This window comes from Flavobacterium sp. SP2 (genome assembly GCF_057626655.1).
Genome location: NZ_JBVHBT010000009.1, coordinates 1 through 16,416, shown reverse-complemented (window position 1 = coordinate 16,416; position 16,416 = coordinate 1). Strand labels below are relative to the sequence as shown.

Here is a 16,416-nt window from a genome sequence, read left to right as displayed (position 1 = left end):
AAAAATGAAATCTTGTAAGTCACTATATTTACTACTCTTTTTAGTTTTTGCTCTTCAAGCCAAAGCTAATTTTATATTGCTTCCAATGGATGATGTAAGTCAAAAAAATCATCTTAAAGCATACGGAATTACTTATTGGTGTTTAGACAAACAATACAAAGCAAGTTGGCTACTTAATTATAGAGGTGGTTCATTTCTTTTACCCGATGCGTCAGAAATTCGTAAAGAATGTCAAATACGCGGAGTTAGTTTTGAATTGCTTTCTGACAGTGAAGCCAATCAAATTCTGGATGAAATTGCATCGCCTTCACAAAATATGGAAACTGTGGTGTTGGAAAAAGCGCCAAAAGTTGCGGTTTATACTCCAAAAGGGAAACAACCTTGGGATGATGCAGTAACTATGGTTTTGACCTATGCTGAAATTCCGTTTACCGCAATATATGACGAAGAAGTTTTGTCCGATCAATTGCTGTTGTATGATTGGTTGCATTTGCATCACGAAGATTTTACAGGTCAATATGGTAAATTTTATGGAATTTATAAAAATGCACCGTGGTATATTGATCAGAAAAAAGAAGCTGAAGCATTAGCCAAAAAGTTGGGTTTTTCTAAAGTTTCTCAAGAAAAATTGGCTGTTGCTAAAAAAATTAGAGATTTTGTTATTGGTGGTGGATTTATGTTTGCTATGTGTTCAGCAACTGATAGTTTTGATATTGCACTTGCTGCCGAAGGTGTAGATATCTGTGAGCCGATGTTTGATGGTGATGATAGTGAAGCAAATTACCAATCTAAAATAGATTACAATAAAACTTTCGCTTTTAAAAACTTTATACTAGATCGTAAGCCCGATCACTACGAGTTTTCTGATCTTGATATGACCGAAAAGCGACGAATTCCGATGGAAAAAGATTATTTTACTCTGATGGAGTATTCTGCCAAATGGGATGTGATTCCAAGTATGTTATGTCAAAATCATACCCAGTTGGTAAAAGGATTTATGGGACAAACTACTTCATTTGAAAGGGAGTTAATCAAATCCAACGTCTTAGTTTTAGGAGAAAATCAATTAAATGAAGAAGCAAGATATGTTCATGGACAAAAAGGTAAAGGCTTTTTTACTTTTTACGGTGGTCATGATCCCGAGGATTACCAACATAGAGTAGGAGATGAGCCAACAGTATTAGACTTACATCCAAATTCTCCTGGTTTTAGACTTATTTTGAATAATGTATTATTTCCAGCTGCGAAAAAGAAAAAACAAAAAACATAATCTTTTAAATAAATACCAAAAAAGAAATTCCAAATTCCAAAACGTAAATAATGGAATTTGGAATTTTTTTATGTTGAAATTTATTTTACTTGTTATTATCAATGATATAATTCAATACTTTAGTCATTAAATGCACACGATCTTTTCCAGTGACATTGTGTTTGTGCATAGGATAAGGAAAATAATCGACTTGTTTTCCCGCTTCTACAAACTTTTTCACTAATGATAAATTGTGTTGTTCAACCACGACATCATCATTTGTACCGTGAATTAAGAGTAATTTTCCTTTCAAATCTTTTACATAAGTTAGCAAACTCGCTTCTTCAAAACCTTTTGCATTTTCTGCTGGTGTATCCATGTAGCGCTCGCCGTACATAGCTTCATACCATTTCCAATCTACAACTGGTCCGCCGGCAACACCCACTTTAAATGCGTCTGGTTTTCTTAACATTAAGGAGTTAGTCATAAATCCGCCGTAACTCCATCCGTGAACAGCAAGACGATTTCCATCAACAAAAGGTAACGATTTTAAATATTCTATTCCTTTTATTTGATCTTCAATTTCGTTGGTTCCACATTTTCCATGAATCACGCTTTCAAATGCAAATCCGCGATTGTCTGAACCACGATTATCAACGGTAAATACTAAATAGCCTTGCTCTGCCATCCAATACATCCATAAATTCGCTCCGTCTAAATAGGAATTTGTAATCATTTGCGCATGCGGTCCGCCATAAACATACACCATCACCGGATATTTTTTAGTAGCATCGAAGTTACTCGGTTTTATTAATCGCGTGTATAAATCGGTTGTTCCATCGGCCGATTTAATTGTTTTAATTTCAGCCGAACCCATTTCATAGCCGTCGTATTTGTTTTTGCTTTCTAATAAAGTAGTAGCTTTTAAATTTTTATCATACAAAACCGATTTTGATGGAGTAGAATGATTGGTATATTCATCAAAAAACCAGTTCCCATCAGATGAAATTGAAACGTTGTGAACGCCTTCGTCTTTCGTAATTAAAGTTTGTCTCCCTTTTAAATCTACTTTATAAACTAGCATATTCGTCGGATTTGGTCCTGTTGCTTTGAAATATATTTCGGTTCCAGCAGTATTAGTTCCAATGATATCTCTGGTGACAAATTTATTATTGGTCAATTGTTTAATCAATTTGCCTTCAATTGTATAATAGTATAAATTTTGAAATCCATCTTTTTCACTGTGCCACACAAAATTATTAGATTTCTCACTTGGAAAAAAAGCATCGTGTTCTGGTTCTACCCATTTTGGATTGGTTTCATTTAGTAACGTTTTGATGAATTTACCAGTATTTGCATCGTATAAATTCAGGTTCATGTCGTTCTGACCTCGGTTTAACTCAGCAATCAATACATATTTCTCGTCTGGTGTCCACGAAAGATTAGTTAAGTAATCATCAGAATTAGTTCTTGGACTGATGAAAACTGTTTTTCCTGTCGCTAGATTATAAATTCCAACCTTAGGTTTTTCTGATTTTTGACCAATCATAGGATATTTAATCGAAACCAATTTTCCTGGAGTTTGATTAATGTCTAATAAAGGATAATCGGCAACATCGGTTTCATCTTTTTGGTAAAAAGCTAGTAAGGTTGCTTTTGGCGACCAGAAAATTCCACCTGAAATTCCGAATTCACTTCTAGAAATAGTTTGTCCCGAAACGATGTTTTTATCAGAATTAGAAGTTATTGCAATTTTTTCTTTGTTTTTATTTAAAATGTATAAGTTGTTTCCTTCAGTAAAAGCAAGGTTTTGATTGGCTTTATCAAAGGTTAGATTCTCAGCATTTTCAACAGCATCTTGAATTTTTTTACCCGTTTTTGAGGTTAATGAGTAGGTATAATAGTTTCCGTTTTCCGAAATTATGATTGTATTGGCATCAATCCATTGCAATCCGAAGAAATTTTTCAGTTTCGTACCTAAGCCCGAATTAATTTCTGCAAGAGTTACTAATTCAGATGTTTTTTTATCAGAAGTAGTTGCAGTAACCATTTTGCTCCAACCATCGGTGTAATAAACGTATTTGTTTGAGTTTGGAATCCACTGAAAACCAGTTAATTTATCGGCTCCAAATTTTCGTCCTTGTTGTAAAACGCCATCTTCTAATGTGATTTTCTTTAATTGTGCTTGCGCTGTAAAAGCTAGTAATAAGCTAAAGAAAACAATAATTTTTTTGTTCATGATTACTATTTTTTTGTTGTTTTGTAAAGGTATAAAAAAAGGATAATGATTAGTTAGACTAAAATCATTATCCTTGCTTATACTGTTTAAATAATATTGCTTATTCTGCAATCTAAAACCTAATCTTCTTCAATTTCAAATTCGGCATCTTTCTCCCAAATCTCCATTTCGCAAGGTTTACAATTGAATTTTAATTTGTATTCTAATTCGCCTTGCTTCAATACCAGAGGTTCTTTTAACTTAGTTTCCATGGTATCTCGGTGGTATTTAGGACATTTTTCTAATTCGTATTTAATACAATATTTAGTTGTCATTACGCGAGATTTTCCTGGATCCCATTGCAATTCAAATGCCTTTTCAATTTCAGTAACGCCGTGTCTTTCATAAAATTGACGAGCCAGTTTGTTGGCAACATTATACATGAAATCCAATTTGGTTTCGGGATATGGATGCGATGTTTTTTTTATTTGATGCTCTTCTCTGTGATAATTTGCCAATCTAATTTCTGATAATTGCTCGTATACATTACGACGCATTTCATTGATTTTTGAAATAGGAATGAACCAATTTTCTGAAAACACAATGTTTATTTCATCGGCAGTATAAGGTGTAAAACCAGTTTTTGCAAGATTGACCTTGAAGTTTTCTTCTAGAGATTCGTTGTTTTTAGTAGTTTCTTTAGGATGTGATAACTTTACCGAGCTTACGTTTCCGTCTTCGTCAGTTGCGGTTAATTCAAATCCGTTTTCATATTCAAATAATAATAAACTAGTACTTATTTTTCGAACTGCGCTGTCTTCGCGTTCTACAATTTTGATAAAAGCAGCATCATTATTACGGTAAATAAAGGTTCCGTCTTTAATTTCTTTAAGAACATTTGGAAATACAAGTCCATTTTCAGCTCGATTGACATAAATTCCATCGGCTTCATTGTTCTCGTTGATGAAACAAAGTCCGTCACCATTATTCAACACGTGACCGTTTTCAATTTCATACGAATTTCCTAAGGTTCTAATTAGTTTTCCGATGTATTGTCCTTTCGATTTTGGGCTTTCCCAAGATCCGATAGCTTGGTGTCTTTCGTTTACAAAATAATCGGTATAACCTCTATTGAATGTTCTGTCTAATGATGATTCAAAAGTGTAAGTGCTTTTTCCAGATGATGCTTTGGTATATTTATCACTATTTTTTTCGAGGAAGGCATCCAATTTTTGACGTAAATAGGACACGTTATTTTTTACATATACCATGTCTTTCAATCGACCTTCAATTTTAAAGGACACTATTCCAGCTTCAATTAAATTCGGAATTTGGTCTGAAACATCGAAGTCTTTGATAGAAAGTAAGTGGCTGTTTTTTATTAAAGTATCGCCATGCCCATCAATTAAATTGTAAGGCAAGCGGCAGTTTTGAGCACACGAACCACGATTGGCAGAACGTTCTCCGTTGGCAACACTCATATAGCAATTTCCGCTAAACGAAACACATAATGCACCAGTTACAAAAAATTCTAGTTCTACATCGCTTGCTTCGCTAATTTCTTTTATTTGATGCAAATTCAATTCTCGAGCTAAAACTACGCGCTTCATTCCTGCATCTTTTAGGAATTTTATTTTGTTTGCATCACGATTGTTTGCTTGCGTACTGGCATGAAGTACAATTGGTGGCAAATCCATTTCTAAAATTGCCATGTCTTGTATGATTAGAGCGTCAACTCCAATTTTGTATAAATCCCAAATAAGTAGTCGACAAGTTTCCAGTTCATTATCATATATAATGGTATTGATCACTACAAAAACTTGGGCATTAAATAGATGTGCATATTTTACCAATTCTGCTACATCTTCAAGTGAATTGTGGGCATTTGATCGCGCTCCAAATTGCGGTGCACCAATATACACTGCATCTGCACCAGCATTAATAGCTGCCATTCCGTGAATTAAATCTTTTGCAGGAGCTAGTATTTCTATCTTCTTTTTCATTTTTTGAAATTGCTTAGTCTTAACGTGTTGTTTTTTACGCTAAAAAGTCTGCAAAGTTCTTATATTTTATTGGAGATTTCTAATTCAGTCTTATGTTTTTTTGTGGTTTTACGTAATTTATTTAAAAACGGTCGTCTTAATTTAATCTTTCAAGTATTTTTTAGACTTTAGTTTTCTTCATCTTCATTCAATTCCGATTCATTTTCTTCTAATTTACTTTGCTTGTTATAAAACTTTTCAAGATTTTTTTCATCTTTCCTATTTCTTTTAATAAGAAAGGTAATTAGTAGTAGTGCAAAAAAGATTATTATTGAAATGAGTACCCAATTGATTTTCATCCTATTTTGATTTAGTTACATAAAGATAACTAATTCTGATGGAAAGCTTTCTGTTTTAATGTTAACATATTGTTTTTGTTGTATTTAAATTAATAAAAAAAGCCTGATTGATTTTTATTCAAACAGGCTTTATAATTTTTATAACAAAATTAAATTGTTCATTTGCTAGCGCGAGCTTCTAGCTCGTGCCCACACTCTAATTCATATCTATTTCTAAAGTTGTAATATTAAGTTTTATATTTTTTGTGTGCACGAGCTAGAAGCGCGCGCTAGCTGTGGTAATATTAAGTTTTATATTTTTTGTGTGCACGAGCTTGAAGCTCACGCTAGCTGGGAAATTGGAAGCCTATTATTATATGCTTTCAATAATTTTCAATTTTAAACATAGTTTTTTTTATAGTAATTTTTGCAATATTTGCTCATAATATTCGATTGATTTATCTAAATCTTTATCATTATGATTTGGAATTGGACCTTCAATATTCTTTATAAATCCTTCTTTATCAATAAATATATTTTCAGGATATGGATATGAGCCAATTTCTTTAATGTAGTTTTCGACATTTACTATATGAGTAAATTCAAATTTTCTATTTTTCAAGAATTCAGTTACGTCATTTTTATTTTCATAAGTTATAGCAACAAAATTAACTTTATCCGAATATTTTTCTTTAAGTCTATTTAAAGCAGGAATTTCTGCTACACAGCCCGGACAATGAATAAACCATAGATTAATTAATGTTGGTTTTTTCTGTTTACCACCAATAGTTATTTTTTCTCCATTCATTGATGTGAAATCTTGTTGTGGAATTTTCATTCCGACTTTTTCATATTTATTCGCGCGCTTTTTATACTCATCTCCAATTCTAAGGTCGTACTTAAAATTCTGAATGATAGAGTCAGAGGACATTTCTAATTTAAAAAAAACAAAATTTAAATTAGTTTTCTCTTTTGAATTCGAATTTTCCTTAGATAGAGTTTTCCTAAATTCTTCAAATTCAGTTTTGTTCAAAATTTCTCCAGTGTAAAGATTTTTATAAAAATTTGGTTCTGGTCTTTCATTATTACAGCTGATAGTGAGAACTAAAATTATTACTAAATAAAGATGTTTCATTAATAGTCTTTTTGTTGTTTTCAAATATTTATATCTAAAATAAATTGACACATCCACTCAAATTCAAGCAGATATTTGCCATTTCTTATACTAATTATTAAATATTCTCTTCTTGTTCTTTATCTAAATATTCTTGGACAATATTGATAGCATTGGTAACCACATCGCTTAAAGCGGTGATGAAACTTCCTTCGACAGCATTGTTTATAGCGTGTTTAATTGCTTCAACTTCTTTAGGAATAATTTCATGAGTAACTGTTCTTCCGCTTTCTGAAATTCCTTCAAGTATAAGATTAATTATCTCGTCTTCGGTTCTACCACGAAGGTATTTTTCTTGTCTGATAATGATATGATCAAACATTCGTCCTGCAATTTTAGCACATTCTTTAATATCTTCATCGCGACGATCACCAACTCCGGCAATGATTCCGATTTTTTTGGTGGCTTCAACACTGCTTAAATATTCTTCAACACCACGATATCCCGATGCATTATGAGCAAAATCAATTAGAACTTTGAATTTTTTGAATTCAAAAATGTTCATTCTACCTGGTGTTTGTGCCGCACTCGGGATGAATGTTTGTAATGATAAACTAATATCTTCTGTTTTAAAACCTTGCAAATAGGCGGCTAAAGTAGCTGCAAGAACATTGGCAATCATAAATTTGGCCTTTCCGCCCAACGTTAACGGAACATGGGTTGCTCGTTCTACACGTATTTTCCATTCTCCTTTTTTGATTGTTATAAATCCGTTTTCAAAAACTGCTACAATTTTTCCTTCTTTGGCAAATTGTTGTACTCTTGGATGGTCTTCGTTCAAACTAAAATAAGCAATGTTGCAGCTCAAATCGTTGGCAATTTTCATACATTGATCATCTTCGGCGTTTAAAATTGCCCAACCGTCTTTTTTTACACTACGGACTACGGTGGCTTTAACTCTTGCTAAATCGTCTAGGGTATGAATATCTGACAACCCAAGATGGTCTTCTTGAATGTTGGTTATGATTCCGATATCACAACGGCTAAATCCTAAACCAGAACGAAGAATACCACCTCGAGCGGTTTCGAGAACAGCAAATTCTACCGTTGGGTCTTTTAGAATATACTCGGCAGAAATTGGACCTGTTGTATCGCCTTTTTCCATCAAATGATTTTGTACATAAATTCCGTCAGAAGTTGTAAAGCCAACACGGTAACCATTATTTTTTACAATATGAGCAATTAGTCGTGTAGTTGTGGTTTTCCCATTAGTTCCAGTAACTGCAATAATCGGAATTCTACTTGGCTTTCCTGGTGGATATAGCATGTCTATAACTGGTGCAGCTACGTTTCTTGGTAATCCTTCGCTTGGCGCTAAGTGCATTCTAAATCCTGGCGCTGCATTTACTTCTAGTATGCAACCGCCATTTTCTTTTAAAGGTTGGGTTAGGTTTTCGGCCATAATATCTACGCCGCAAATGTCTAATCCTATCACTCTTGAAATTCGTTCGCAAAGGAAAATATTTTCGGGATGCATCATGTCTGTAACATCAACAGAAGTTCCGCCAGTACTTAGGTTGGCAGTCGATTTTAGATATACAGTTTCTCCAGCTTTTGGAACTGTTTCTAAGGTGTAGTTTAATTTTTCTAATAAATCTAATGTGTCTCTATCAACGTCGATTTGTGTTAGTACATTTTCGTGTCCGTAACCTCTTTTAGGATCTTGATTAGTTATATCTATTAAATGTTGAATGCTGTCTTTGCCATTTCCTATTACGTGTGCAGGTTCTCTTTTTGCTGCAGCAACTAGTTTATTGTCGATTACTAATACTCTGAAATCGAATCCTGTTATAAATTTTTCTACGATTACACGATGGCTGTATTTTTTTGCATAAGCTAAACCCGATTTTGCATCTTCAATATTTTTTACATTTATTGAAGCACCTTTGCCGTGATTACCGTCTAGTGGTTTTATTACTATGGGATAACCAATTTTATTGATAATAGCCTCTAGATCTTCTTCTTCAACACAAATGCCACCATTAGCTACTGGGATAGATGCTTGATCTAGCATTCGTTTGGTTTGTTCTTTATTGCAAGCTATATCTACAGCAATGCTACTTGTTTTGCAGGTTATTGTGGCTTGAAAACGCATTTGGTTTACGCCATAACCTAATTGTACTAAAGAGTTTGTTCCCAAACGTATCCATGGAATATCTCTAGCAACGGCTTCTTCAACGATACTTCCTGTACTTGGACCTAGACGGACGCGTTCGCGAATTTCGCGCATTTTTTGAATATCAGCTTCTACGTCGTATTCGGTACCTGCAATTAAAGCTTCTGCAATTGCAACAGAACTTTCGGCAGCAAACATTCCCACATTTTCTTCGGTGTAGCTAAATACTACGTTGTATATTCCAGAAGTTTTGGTTTCTCGAGTGCGTCCAAAACCGGTTTCCATTCCAGCTAGCGATTGTATTTCTAAGGCAATATGTTCTATGACATGTCCCATCCAAGTACCACGTTCTACTCTTGAGAAAAAACCACCGCGACAACCTTCGGAACATCGGTGTTCGATCATGGTAGGAAACATGGCTTCGATTCGTTCGCGAAAACCTTCGATTTTGTTGGTAGGAAATTGCTCCATTTCTTGAAGGTCCAGTCGCATTTGAATTAGTTTCTTGCGTTGTACACTCCAAATGTTTGGTCCTCGTAATGCTTGTATTTTTAAAATTTCCATGGGTATTGCTACTTGTATTATTGAATAGGTTGTAATGATTTTGTTAAAAATAAAAAATATTTGTTATATAGCGCTAATTTTTATTGAGTTTAATCAATATTTTTAAATGTTTTATTTGTATTTTCTATTTTTAGGTTGATTTTCAAGGTATTGTTTCTTTTTTATTTGATGTAAGATCTAAACTTATTAGCCCTGATTGCAGTGATAGCTGCCGTTTTTACGGCACTAAAACGGAAAGCAGGAATTGCCATTGTTGAAAAAGCGCTTGCCATAATGCTTCAAAAAGTAAATATTTAGTTGGTTTAAAATTAGATTTTTCTATTTTTACAAAATGAAAATACTTGGAAAATTAATTATTATAGGTGGTGCTGTTGATAAAGGCAGTTTTACAGAAACCGATTTGGATAAAAATGCGGCTAAGAACTTAAATTTTTTTGAAACAGGAATTTTGAAACGCTTGATAAGCGAATCCAAACATAAAGAAAATTCGAGAATTGAAGTTGTTACAACTGCATCTAAAATCCCTAAGGAGATTGGTCCAGAATATGTAAAAGCTTTGAGTTATTTGGGTGCAAAGAATGTTGATATTTTAGATGTTGTTCGTAGAGAACAAGCTATGGATCCTGAAATTTTGGAGCGTTTGAGAGTTGCCGATGTAGTTATGTTTACAGGCGGCGATCAGTTGCGACTTACCTCGATTCTTGGTGGAACTCCTTTTCATGATATTTTATTGGAGAAGTATAAAAATGAGGAGTTTATTTATGCCGGAACATCGGCAGGTGCGGCTGCGGCAAGTAATAACATGATTTATCAAGGAAGTAGTAGCGAAGCATTGCTGAAAGGTGAAGTGAAAATTACAAGTGGTCTTGGACTTATTGATGGAGTAATTATTGATACTCATTTTGTACAAAGAGGTAGAATTGGTAGACTTTTTCAAAGTGTAGTAGGAAATCCTAAAGTGCTTGGAATTGGTCTAGGTGAAGATACCGGATTATTAATAAAAAACAACAATGAGATGGAAGCTATAGGATCAGGACTGGTAATTTTAGTTGATGGACGTGAGATTAAAGATACCAATTTGACTCAAGTAGAATTAGGTCAGCCGATTTCAATAAATCATCTGGTTACTCATGTGATGAGTATGAATGATACATTTAATATCCATACTTTCAAAATGACTATTAAATCTTCACAGTACATTTAATTACATATTAGATATCTAATATCAAATATTTAAAATCTAATATAAAAAATGAAAATAATAATTCACGGTGGTTTTTTTTCAGAATCTTCTACTAATCAGGAAACTAAAGTTGCAAAGCAAGAGGCCTTACTTCGAATTGTGAAAGATGCCTATGCATATTTACAAAGTCATTCAGCTGTTGAAACTGTTGTTTATGCCGTATCTTTATTAGAAGATGATGCTTTGTTTAATGCTGGTATTGGCTCGCAGATTCAGAGCGATGGGAAGATTAGAATGAGTGCTTCTTTGATGGATGGAACTTCTCAGAAATTTAGTGGCGTTATTAATATAGAAGAAGTTAAAAATCCGATTCAGGTTGCTTTACAGTTGATGAAAGTTGATGATAGAGTTTTGGGTGGAAGTGGAGCTACGAATTTTGCTAGACTACACGGATTTGAAAAATTTTCTACAGAAATTCCACAACGAAGAGCCGAATATGAAGCAAAATTAGCCGCAACTGGTACAGGAACAGTAGGCTGTGTAGCATTGGATAAAAATGGAAATCTCGCAGCAGCAACATCAACTGGTGGAAAAGGATTTGAAATTCCAGGACGAATATCCGATAGTGCTACTGTTGCAGGAAATTATGCTAATGAATATTGTGGTGTGAGCTTAACTGGAGTAGGTGAAGACATTGTAAGTAATGCTACGGCAGCCAAAATTGTAACTCGAGTTACAGATGGTTTTTCGTTGGATAAAGCATTCGAGAAAACTTTTACTGAATTGAAACCTTACGATGGTTTTGCAGGCGCAATCGCTATTGATAAAAACGGAAATATATTCCACCAAGATTCACATCCAAGTATGGTTTATGCAAGTTTTGATGGAAAGAAGGAAGAAGTTTTTGGGTAGGAATTAGTCTCCACCACCACAACCACCACAACCACCCGAACAGCCACTATCTCCAGAGCATCCGCTGTGACTAGAATCAGTATAGCATCCTGCTGAGCAACCTGATCCACCATTTCCATTGTTTTTACCATCCTTTGAAGCGTTATACAATAAAATTGCTATTACTATAATGATTAGTATAGTTATAAATGTTTCACTGTAGTTAGTAGCTTTGATAAAGAGCAGTGATGTTAATGCGATAATTAGCGTCGTAAAGATGTTTTTTTGTTGAAAAGACGGCTTTTTAATAATCCAATTGCGATTGATGTTAATGCGCTTGAAATGAATGTCGTTGAAGCGAGTTTCATTATTTGGCCAAATTTCTATTGGCGGTTCGACTTTGAAAATTGCTTTGTAATCTTCTTTAGTTTGTGAGTAAAAAGAGTCGAATTTAGTCGCTTCAGAAGTACCTCCTTTTGTAGGATTGTGATGAATTTCTTTCTCTAAAGTATTTTTACATAAATCTATCCAGTAGGATTTGGTGTAAGTTAGATGTAGATGCCAAGCTTGATCTACTTGATCTGAAGGTGTCACTCCAGTAGTGGTAATGTGGCATAAGAATATAAACTTTTTGTATTCTTCAATCACCTTATTTGCATAATCAAGAGACCAATCGTTTTCTCTTGCTAAACGATTTGAAAATTTGAAATCGTTATCATCATCGTTAAAATTGAATTGAGAAACTTTTTCCCACAATAGTTTTTCGTTTTTTGTCATATAATTTAATTATTACAAAGTTTATTACATGATTGTTAATTGAAAATTAAGATAACATAATTATTATGTTAACAAAAAAATCCCAATCTTTCGACCGGGATTTTTTATTTGTAAGTAAGTTAAACAGGTTGTACAAACGTTTTTTATTTTACTTTATTCACAACAGCTTTGAAAGCTTCTGGGTGATTCATTGCTAAATCTGCTAATACTTTACGGTTCAATTCGATTCCGTTTTTCTTAACTAATCCCATGAATTGAGAGTAACTTAATCCTTCTAATCTTGCACCAGCGTTGATACGCATGATCCAAAGAGCACGGAAGTTTCTCTTGTTTTGTTTTCTATCGCGATAAGCATAAACCATCGCTTTTTCAACTGCGTTTTTAGCAACAGTCCAAACGTTTTTACGACGACCAAAGAAACCTTTGGCTTGTTTCATTATCTTTTTTCTTCTTGCTCTTTTAGCAACTGAATTTACTGATCTTGGCATAATTTTCTTGTGTTTTTGTAGCAGGCGTTCCGAATTGAATCAAGGAAACTTGAGGCCGTACTCCAAGGTTATTTAAAATTGTTTTAACCTAAAGAACTCTTTAGTCTAAAGTTTTTAAAGTCGAATGTCATAAGTCTTGGACTTTATGACTTTAAGACTTTCTAACTTTCGACTATTAGATGATTCTTAATTGTTGTTTGATGCTTTTCATATCTGTACTGTGAACCAATGCAGAATGTGTTAAAGCTAATTTACGCTTCTTAGACTTTTTAGTCAAGATGTGGCTTTTGAAAGCGTGTTTTCTTTTGATCTTTCCAGAACCAGTAACTTTAAATCGTTTCTTGGCGCTAGATTTGGTTTTCATTTTAGGCATAATTTCCCTAATTTATTTAAATTTAACTTACTTACTATTTTGAGTCTAAAGTCAAATGTCTACAGTCTGAAAGTCATTAAAGAACTTTTGACTTTCCAACTTTCGAATTTTAACAGTCTTATTTTTTCTTTTTTGGAGCAATGTACATAATCATTCTCTTTCCTTCAAGGACAGGTAATGCTTCTACTTTTCCGTGGTCTTCTAAATCCTGAGCTAATCGTAATAATAAAATTTGACCTTGCTCTTTATAAATAATTGATCGTCCTTTAAAGAATACAAATGCTTTTAGTTTAGAACCTTCTTTTAGGAACTTTTCTGCATTTTTTCTTTTAAATTCATAATCATGCTCATCAGTTTGCGGACCAAAACGAATTTCTTTAACTACAATCTGGGTAGATTTAGCTTTCAATTCTTTATCGCGCTTTTTTTGCATGTAAACAAACTTTTTATAGTCCATTATTTTACATACAGGTGGTTCAGCATTTGGAGATATTTCTACCAAATCCAATTCTAATTGATCAGCAAGACGCATAGCATCTGCTGTTTTAAAAATACCTGGTTCTACATTGTCTCCAACAAGACGTACTTCAGGCACACGAATAAAATTGTTTATTCTGTGTTCATCTTTTTTTTCTACTCGAGGTTGATAACCTCTGTTGTTTCTAATTGCTATGGCGTAATTATTTTAGCCTGTCTATCGACAGGTAGATTAAACTTCAAATGTTTTTAATGTTTTGGCAACCTCTTCGTTTACAATTTTCACAAATTCTTCAATTGTAACCGTGATATTTCCTTTTCCTTCTTGTCCATGACGACGAATAGAAACGGTTCCGTTTTTTTCTTCTTCCTCACCTATGATAAGCATGAACGGCATTTTTTGAATTTCTGCATCCCTGATTTTCTTACCTATAGTCTCGTTGCGGTTGTCAATTAGGGCGCGAATTTCGTGATTTTCTAGCAGATTTAAAACTTTTTTAGCATAATTTTCATATTTCTCACTTAAAGATAAGATAATAGCTTGTTCAGGCATCAACCAAAGTGGGAAATTTCCTGCGGTATGCTCTAGTAAAATTGCTATAAATCGTTCCATACTTCCAAATGGTGCTCTGTGAATCATAACTGGTCTATGAAGTTTATCATCAGCACCTTTATAAGTCAATTCAAAACGTTCTGGTAAATTATAATCCACCTGAATAGTTCCAAGCTGCCAGCTTCTTCCTAAAGCATCTTTAACCATGAAATCCAATTTTGGACCATAAAAAGCAGCTTCACCACTTTCAATTACATAGTTTAAACCTTTGTCTTTTGCAGCACTGATAATGGCATTCTCTGCTTTTTCCCAATTTTCAACACTACCAATATATTTATCTGGATTTTCTAAATCACGAACAGATACTTGTGCAGTAAAGTTCTCAAAGCCTAAAGAACCGAATACATATAAGACAAGGTCTATTACTTTTTTAAACTCACTGTCCAATTGATCTGGTGTACAGAAAATATGTGCATCATCTTGAGTAAATCCACGAACACGAGTTAAGCCGTGGAGTTCGCCAGATTGTTCGTAACGATAAACAGTTCCGAATTCAGCGTAACGTTTAGGTAAATCTTTGTACGACCATGGTCTTACATTATAGATTTCACAGTGATGCGGGCAATTCATTGGTTTCAACAAAAACTCTTCTCCTTCTGCAGGTGTAGTTATTGGTTGAAAACTATCTGCACCATATTTTGCATAATGTCCAGAAGTTACATAAAGTTCTTTCTGACCAATATGAGGTGTTACAACTTGTTCGTAACCACCTTTTTTCTGAGCTTTTTTCAAAAATTGTTCCAATCTATCTCTCAAAGCTGCTCCTTTTGGTAACCATAAAGGCAAACCTTGACCTACTTTTTGAGAGAAAGCAAATAATTCAAGTTCTTTACCTAGTTTTCTGTGGTCTCTACGTTTTGCTTCTTCTAGTAATTCTAGATATTCAGTTAAATCTTTTTGTTTAGGAAATGAAACTCCGTAAACACGTGTCAACTGTTTGTTCTTCTCGTCACCGCGCCAATAAGCTCCAGCAACGCTCATGATTTTCATGGCTTTGATAATCCCAGTGTTAGGTATGTGACCACCACGACACAAATCAAAAAAGTTGGCATGATCACAAAAAGTAATCGTTCCATCTTCTAAATTTGATATTAATTCAGTTTTATATTCATTATCTTTATATACTTCCAAAGCATCTGCCTTTGAAACTGGACGCATTTTAAACTCATGCTTCTCTCTTGAAACTTCTAAAACTCGATCTTCAATAGCTTTAAAATCGGCGTCAGTTATTTTATTATCGCCAAAATCCACATCATAATAAAATCCATTATCAATCGCAGGCCCAAGAGTCAATTTAATACCATTGTATTTTTCCTCCAAAACCTGAGCCATTACGTGAGAAGTAGAATGCCAGAACGCTTTTTTACCTTCTTTATCATTCCACGTATATAATATAAGAGAACCGTCGGTGGTCAATTCCGTCGAAGTTTCTATTGTTGTACCATTAAAAGCAGCCGAAATCACATTTCTTGCTAATCCTTCACTGATGCTTTTTGCAACATCCATCGGAGTCGAATCTTTTACGAACTCCTTAACCGAACCGTCAGGTAGAGTAATCTTTATCATTCCTTAAATTTTATGGACTGCAAATATATAAGATTACCAAAACACATACAATATATATAGGTATAATATCTTAAAGTATTTTCAGCAGCGAAAGTTTCGGGCATTTTCATCAAAGGTATTTCCCGCTTTCGCTGCAATAAAAGCTGTTTTTAAGAAAAAACAGTTTTTATTTCCACTACAATCGGGGCTATTAGAATAAACCATTTGAATAGATTTTGAATTTCAAGAGATACTATTACTGTGAAATCAAATTTATATATGAGAAGAAGAAAAAAACTTTCGCCCTCAAATATCTTGATTTCAGGCTCTTAAAAAATCTTTTAAAAAAAGGGATAAAAAAGGCTTGTGAGATTAAAAAAGAGTATTACTTTTGCACTCGCATTTAAGGGCAACGTTCATATAAAGCT

At 33.8% G+C, this 16,416-nt stretch carries 13 protein-coding genes; 3 read left to right on the top strand and 10 right to left on the bottom strand.

The genetic code is table 11. The features are described from left to right. The first annotated feature begins 4 nt into the window (after window positions 1-4). Window positions 5-1,270 carry an asparagine synthetase B gene (locus ACZ098_RS15205; RefSeq protein ID WP_487312620.1) on the top strand — a complete coding sequence of 422 codons (1,266 nt, stop codon included), beginning with the start codon at window positions 5-7 and terminating at the stop codon, window positions 1,268-1,270. Between the two features lie 85 nt (window positions 1,271-1,355). On the opposite strand, the gene ACZ098_RS15200 is transcribed toward ACZ098_RS15205, so the two are convergent. The 5 genes from ACZ098_RS15200 to cphA all read right to left on the bottom strand — a co-directional run bounded on the left by ACZ098_RS15200 (window position 1,356) and on the right by cphA (window position 9,641). Beyond that, entirely contained in the window at window positions 1,356-3,488 is a 2,133-nt protein-coding gene (locus ACZ098_RS15200; RefSeq protein WP_487312619.1) for a S9 family peptidase, read from the bottom strand. Between the two features lie 119 nt (window positions 3,489-3,607). Beyond that, window positions 3,608-5,470, bottom strand: coding sequence for a peptidase U32 family protein (locus ACZ098_RS15195; RefSeq protein WP_487312618.1), 1,863 nt, complete (start codon window positions 5,468-5,470; stop codon window positions 3,608-3,610). 167 nt (window positions 5,471-5,637) lie between these two features. After that, window positions 5,638-5,808, bottom strand: a complete 171-nt coding sequence (locus ACZ098_RS15190; protein ID WP_487312617.1) for a hypothetical protein — start codon at window positions 5,806-5,808, stop codon at window positions 5,638-5,640. Between the two features lie 394 nt (window positions 5,809-6,202). Then, complete coding sequence (locus ACZ098_RS15185) at window positions 6,203-6,922, bottom strand: TlpA family protein disulfide reductase (protein ID WP_487312616.1); 720 nt, start codon at window positions 6,920-6,922, stop codon at window positions 6,203-6,205. A 97-nt stretch (window positions 6,923-7,019) separates the two neighbouring features. Then, window positions 7,020-9,641: a cyanophycin synthetase gene (gene cphA / locus ACZ098_RS15180; RefSeq protein WP_487312615.1), complete on the bottom strand. Its 2,622-nt coding sequence runs from the start codon at window positions 9,639-9,641 to the stop codon at window positions 7,020-7,022. 331 nt (window positions 9,642-9,972) lie between these two features. Between cphA and ACZ098_RS15175 the strand changes: the two genes are divergently transcribed. Beyond that, window positions 9,973-10,845, top strand: coding sequence for a cyanophycinase (locus ACZ098_RS15175; RefSeq protein WP_487312614.1), 873 nt, complete (start codon window positions 9,973-9,975; stop codon window positions 10,843-10,845). A gap of 48 nt (window positions 10,846-10,893) precedes the next feature. Beyond that, a complete protein-coding gene (locus tag ACZ098_RS15170; protein ID WP_487312613.1) occupies window positions 10,894-11,736 on the top strand; it encodes an isoaspartyl peptidase/L-asparaginase in 843 nt (280 codons plus the stop codon). A gap of 3 nt (window positions 11,737-11,739) precedes the next feature. Here ACZ098_RS15170 and ACZ098_RS15165 read toward each other — a convergent pair whose 3' ends face one another. From ACZ098_RS15165 to thrS, 5 genes are all read right to left on the bottom strand, one after another. Continuing rightward, on the bottom strand, window positions 11,740-12,492 hold the full coding sequence (locus ACZ098_RS15165) for a glycine-rich domain-containing protein (RefSeq protein ID WP_487312612.1): 753 nt from the start codon (window positions 12,490-12,492) through the stop codon (window positions 11,740-11,742). Window positions 12,493-12,635: 143 nt separating this feature from the next. Then, window positions 12,636-12,980 (bottom strand): 50S ribosomal protein L20, encoded by a 345-nt coding sequence (gene rplT, locus ACZ098_RS15160; protein WP_035124202.1) that lies wholly within the window; start codon window positions 12,978-12,980, stop codon window positions 12,636-12,638. A 175-nt stretch (window positions 12,981-13,155) separates the two neighbouring features. Further along, on the bottom strand, window positions 13,156-13,353 hold the full coding sequence (rpmI, locus tag ACZ098_RS15155; protein ID WP_007810722.1) for a 50S ribosomal protein L35: 198 nt from the start codon (window positions 13,351-13,353) through the stop codon (window positions 13,156-13,158). Window positions 13,354-13,471: 118 nt separating this feature from the next. Next, window positions 13,472-14,020 (bottom strand): translation initiation factor IF-3, encoded by a 549-nt coding sequence (gene infC, locus ACZ098_RS15150; RefSeq protein WP_290831363.1) that lies wholly within the window; start codon window positions 14,018-14,020, stop codon window positions 13,472-13,474. 42 nt (window positions 14,021-14,062) lie between these two features. Continuing rightward, the gene (gene thrS, locus ACZ098_RS15145) at window positions 14,063-16,009 is read right to left on the bottom strand and encodes a threonine--tRNA ligase (RefSeq protein ID WP_487312611.1); all 1,947 of its coding nucleotides are present in this window, start codon (window positions 16,007-16,009) and stop codon (window positions 14,063-14,065) included. Between the last annotated feature and the right edge of the window lie 407 nt (window positions 16,010-16,416).

Coding starts and splice junctions, on each gene's coding strand:
- ACZ098_RS15205 (WP_487312620.1), top strand. CDS start 5: ATGAAATCTTGTAAGTCACTATATTTACTACTCTTTTTAGTTTTTGCT.
- ACZ098_RS15200 (WP_487312619.1), bottom strand. CDS start 3,488: ATGAACAAAAAAATTATTGTTTTCTTTAGCTTATTACTAGCTTTTACA.
- ACZ098_RS15195 (WP_487312618.1), bottom strand. CDS start 5,470: ATGAAAAAGAAGATAGAAATACTAGCTCCTGCAAAAGATTTAATTCAC.
- ACZ098_RS15190 (WP_487312617.1), bottom strand. CDS start 5,808: ATGAAAATCAATTGGGTACTCATTTCAATAATAATCTTTTTTGCACTA.
- ACZ098_RS15185 (WP_487312616.1), bottom strand. CDS start 6,922: ATGAAACATCTTTATTTAGTAATAATTTTAGTTCTCACTATCAGCTGT.
- cphA (WP_487312615.1), bottom strand. CDS start 9,641: ATGGAAATTTTAAAAATACAAGCATTACGAGGACCAAACATTTGGAGT.
- ACZ098_RS15175 (WP_487312614.1), top strand. CDS start 9,973: ATGAAAATACTTGGAAAATTAATTATTATAGGTGGTGCTGTTGATAAA.
- ACZ098_RS15170 (WP_487312613.1), top strand. CDS start 10,894: ATGAAAATAATAATTCACGGTGGTTTTTTTTCAGAATCTTCTACTAAT.
- ACZ098_RS15165 (WP_487312612.1), bottom strand. CDS start 12,492: ATGACAAAAAACGAAAAACTATTGTGGGAAAAAGTTTCTCAATTCAAT.
- rplT (WP_035124202.1), bottom strand. CDS start 12,980: ATGCCAAGATCAGTAAATTCAGTTGCTAAAAGAGCAAGAAGAAAAAAG.
- rpmI (WP_007810722.1), bottom strand. CDS start 13,353: ATGCCTAAAATGAAAACCAAATCTAGCGCCAAGAAACGATTTAAAGTT.
- thrS (WP_487312611.1), bottom strand. CDS start 16,009: ATGATAAAGATTACTCTACCTGACGGTTCGGTTAAGGAGTTCGTAAAA.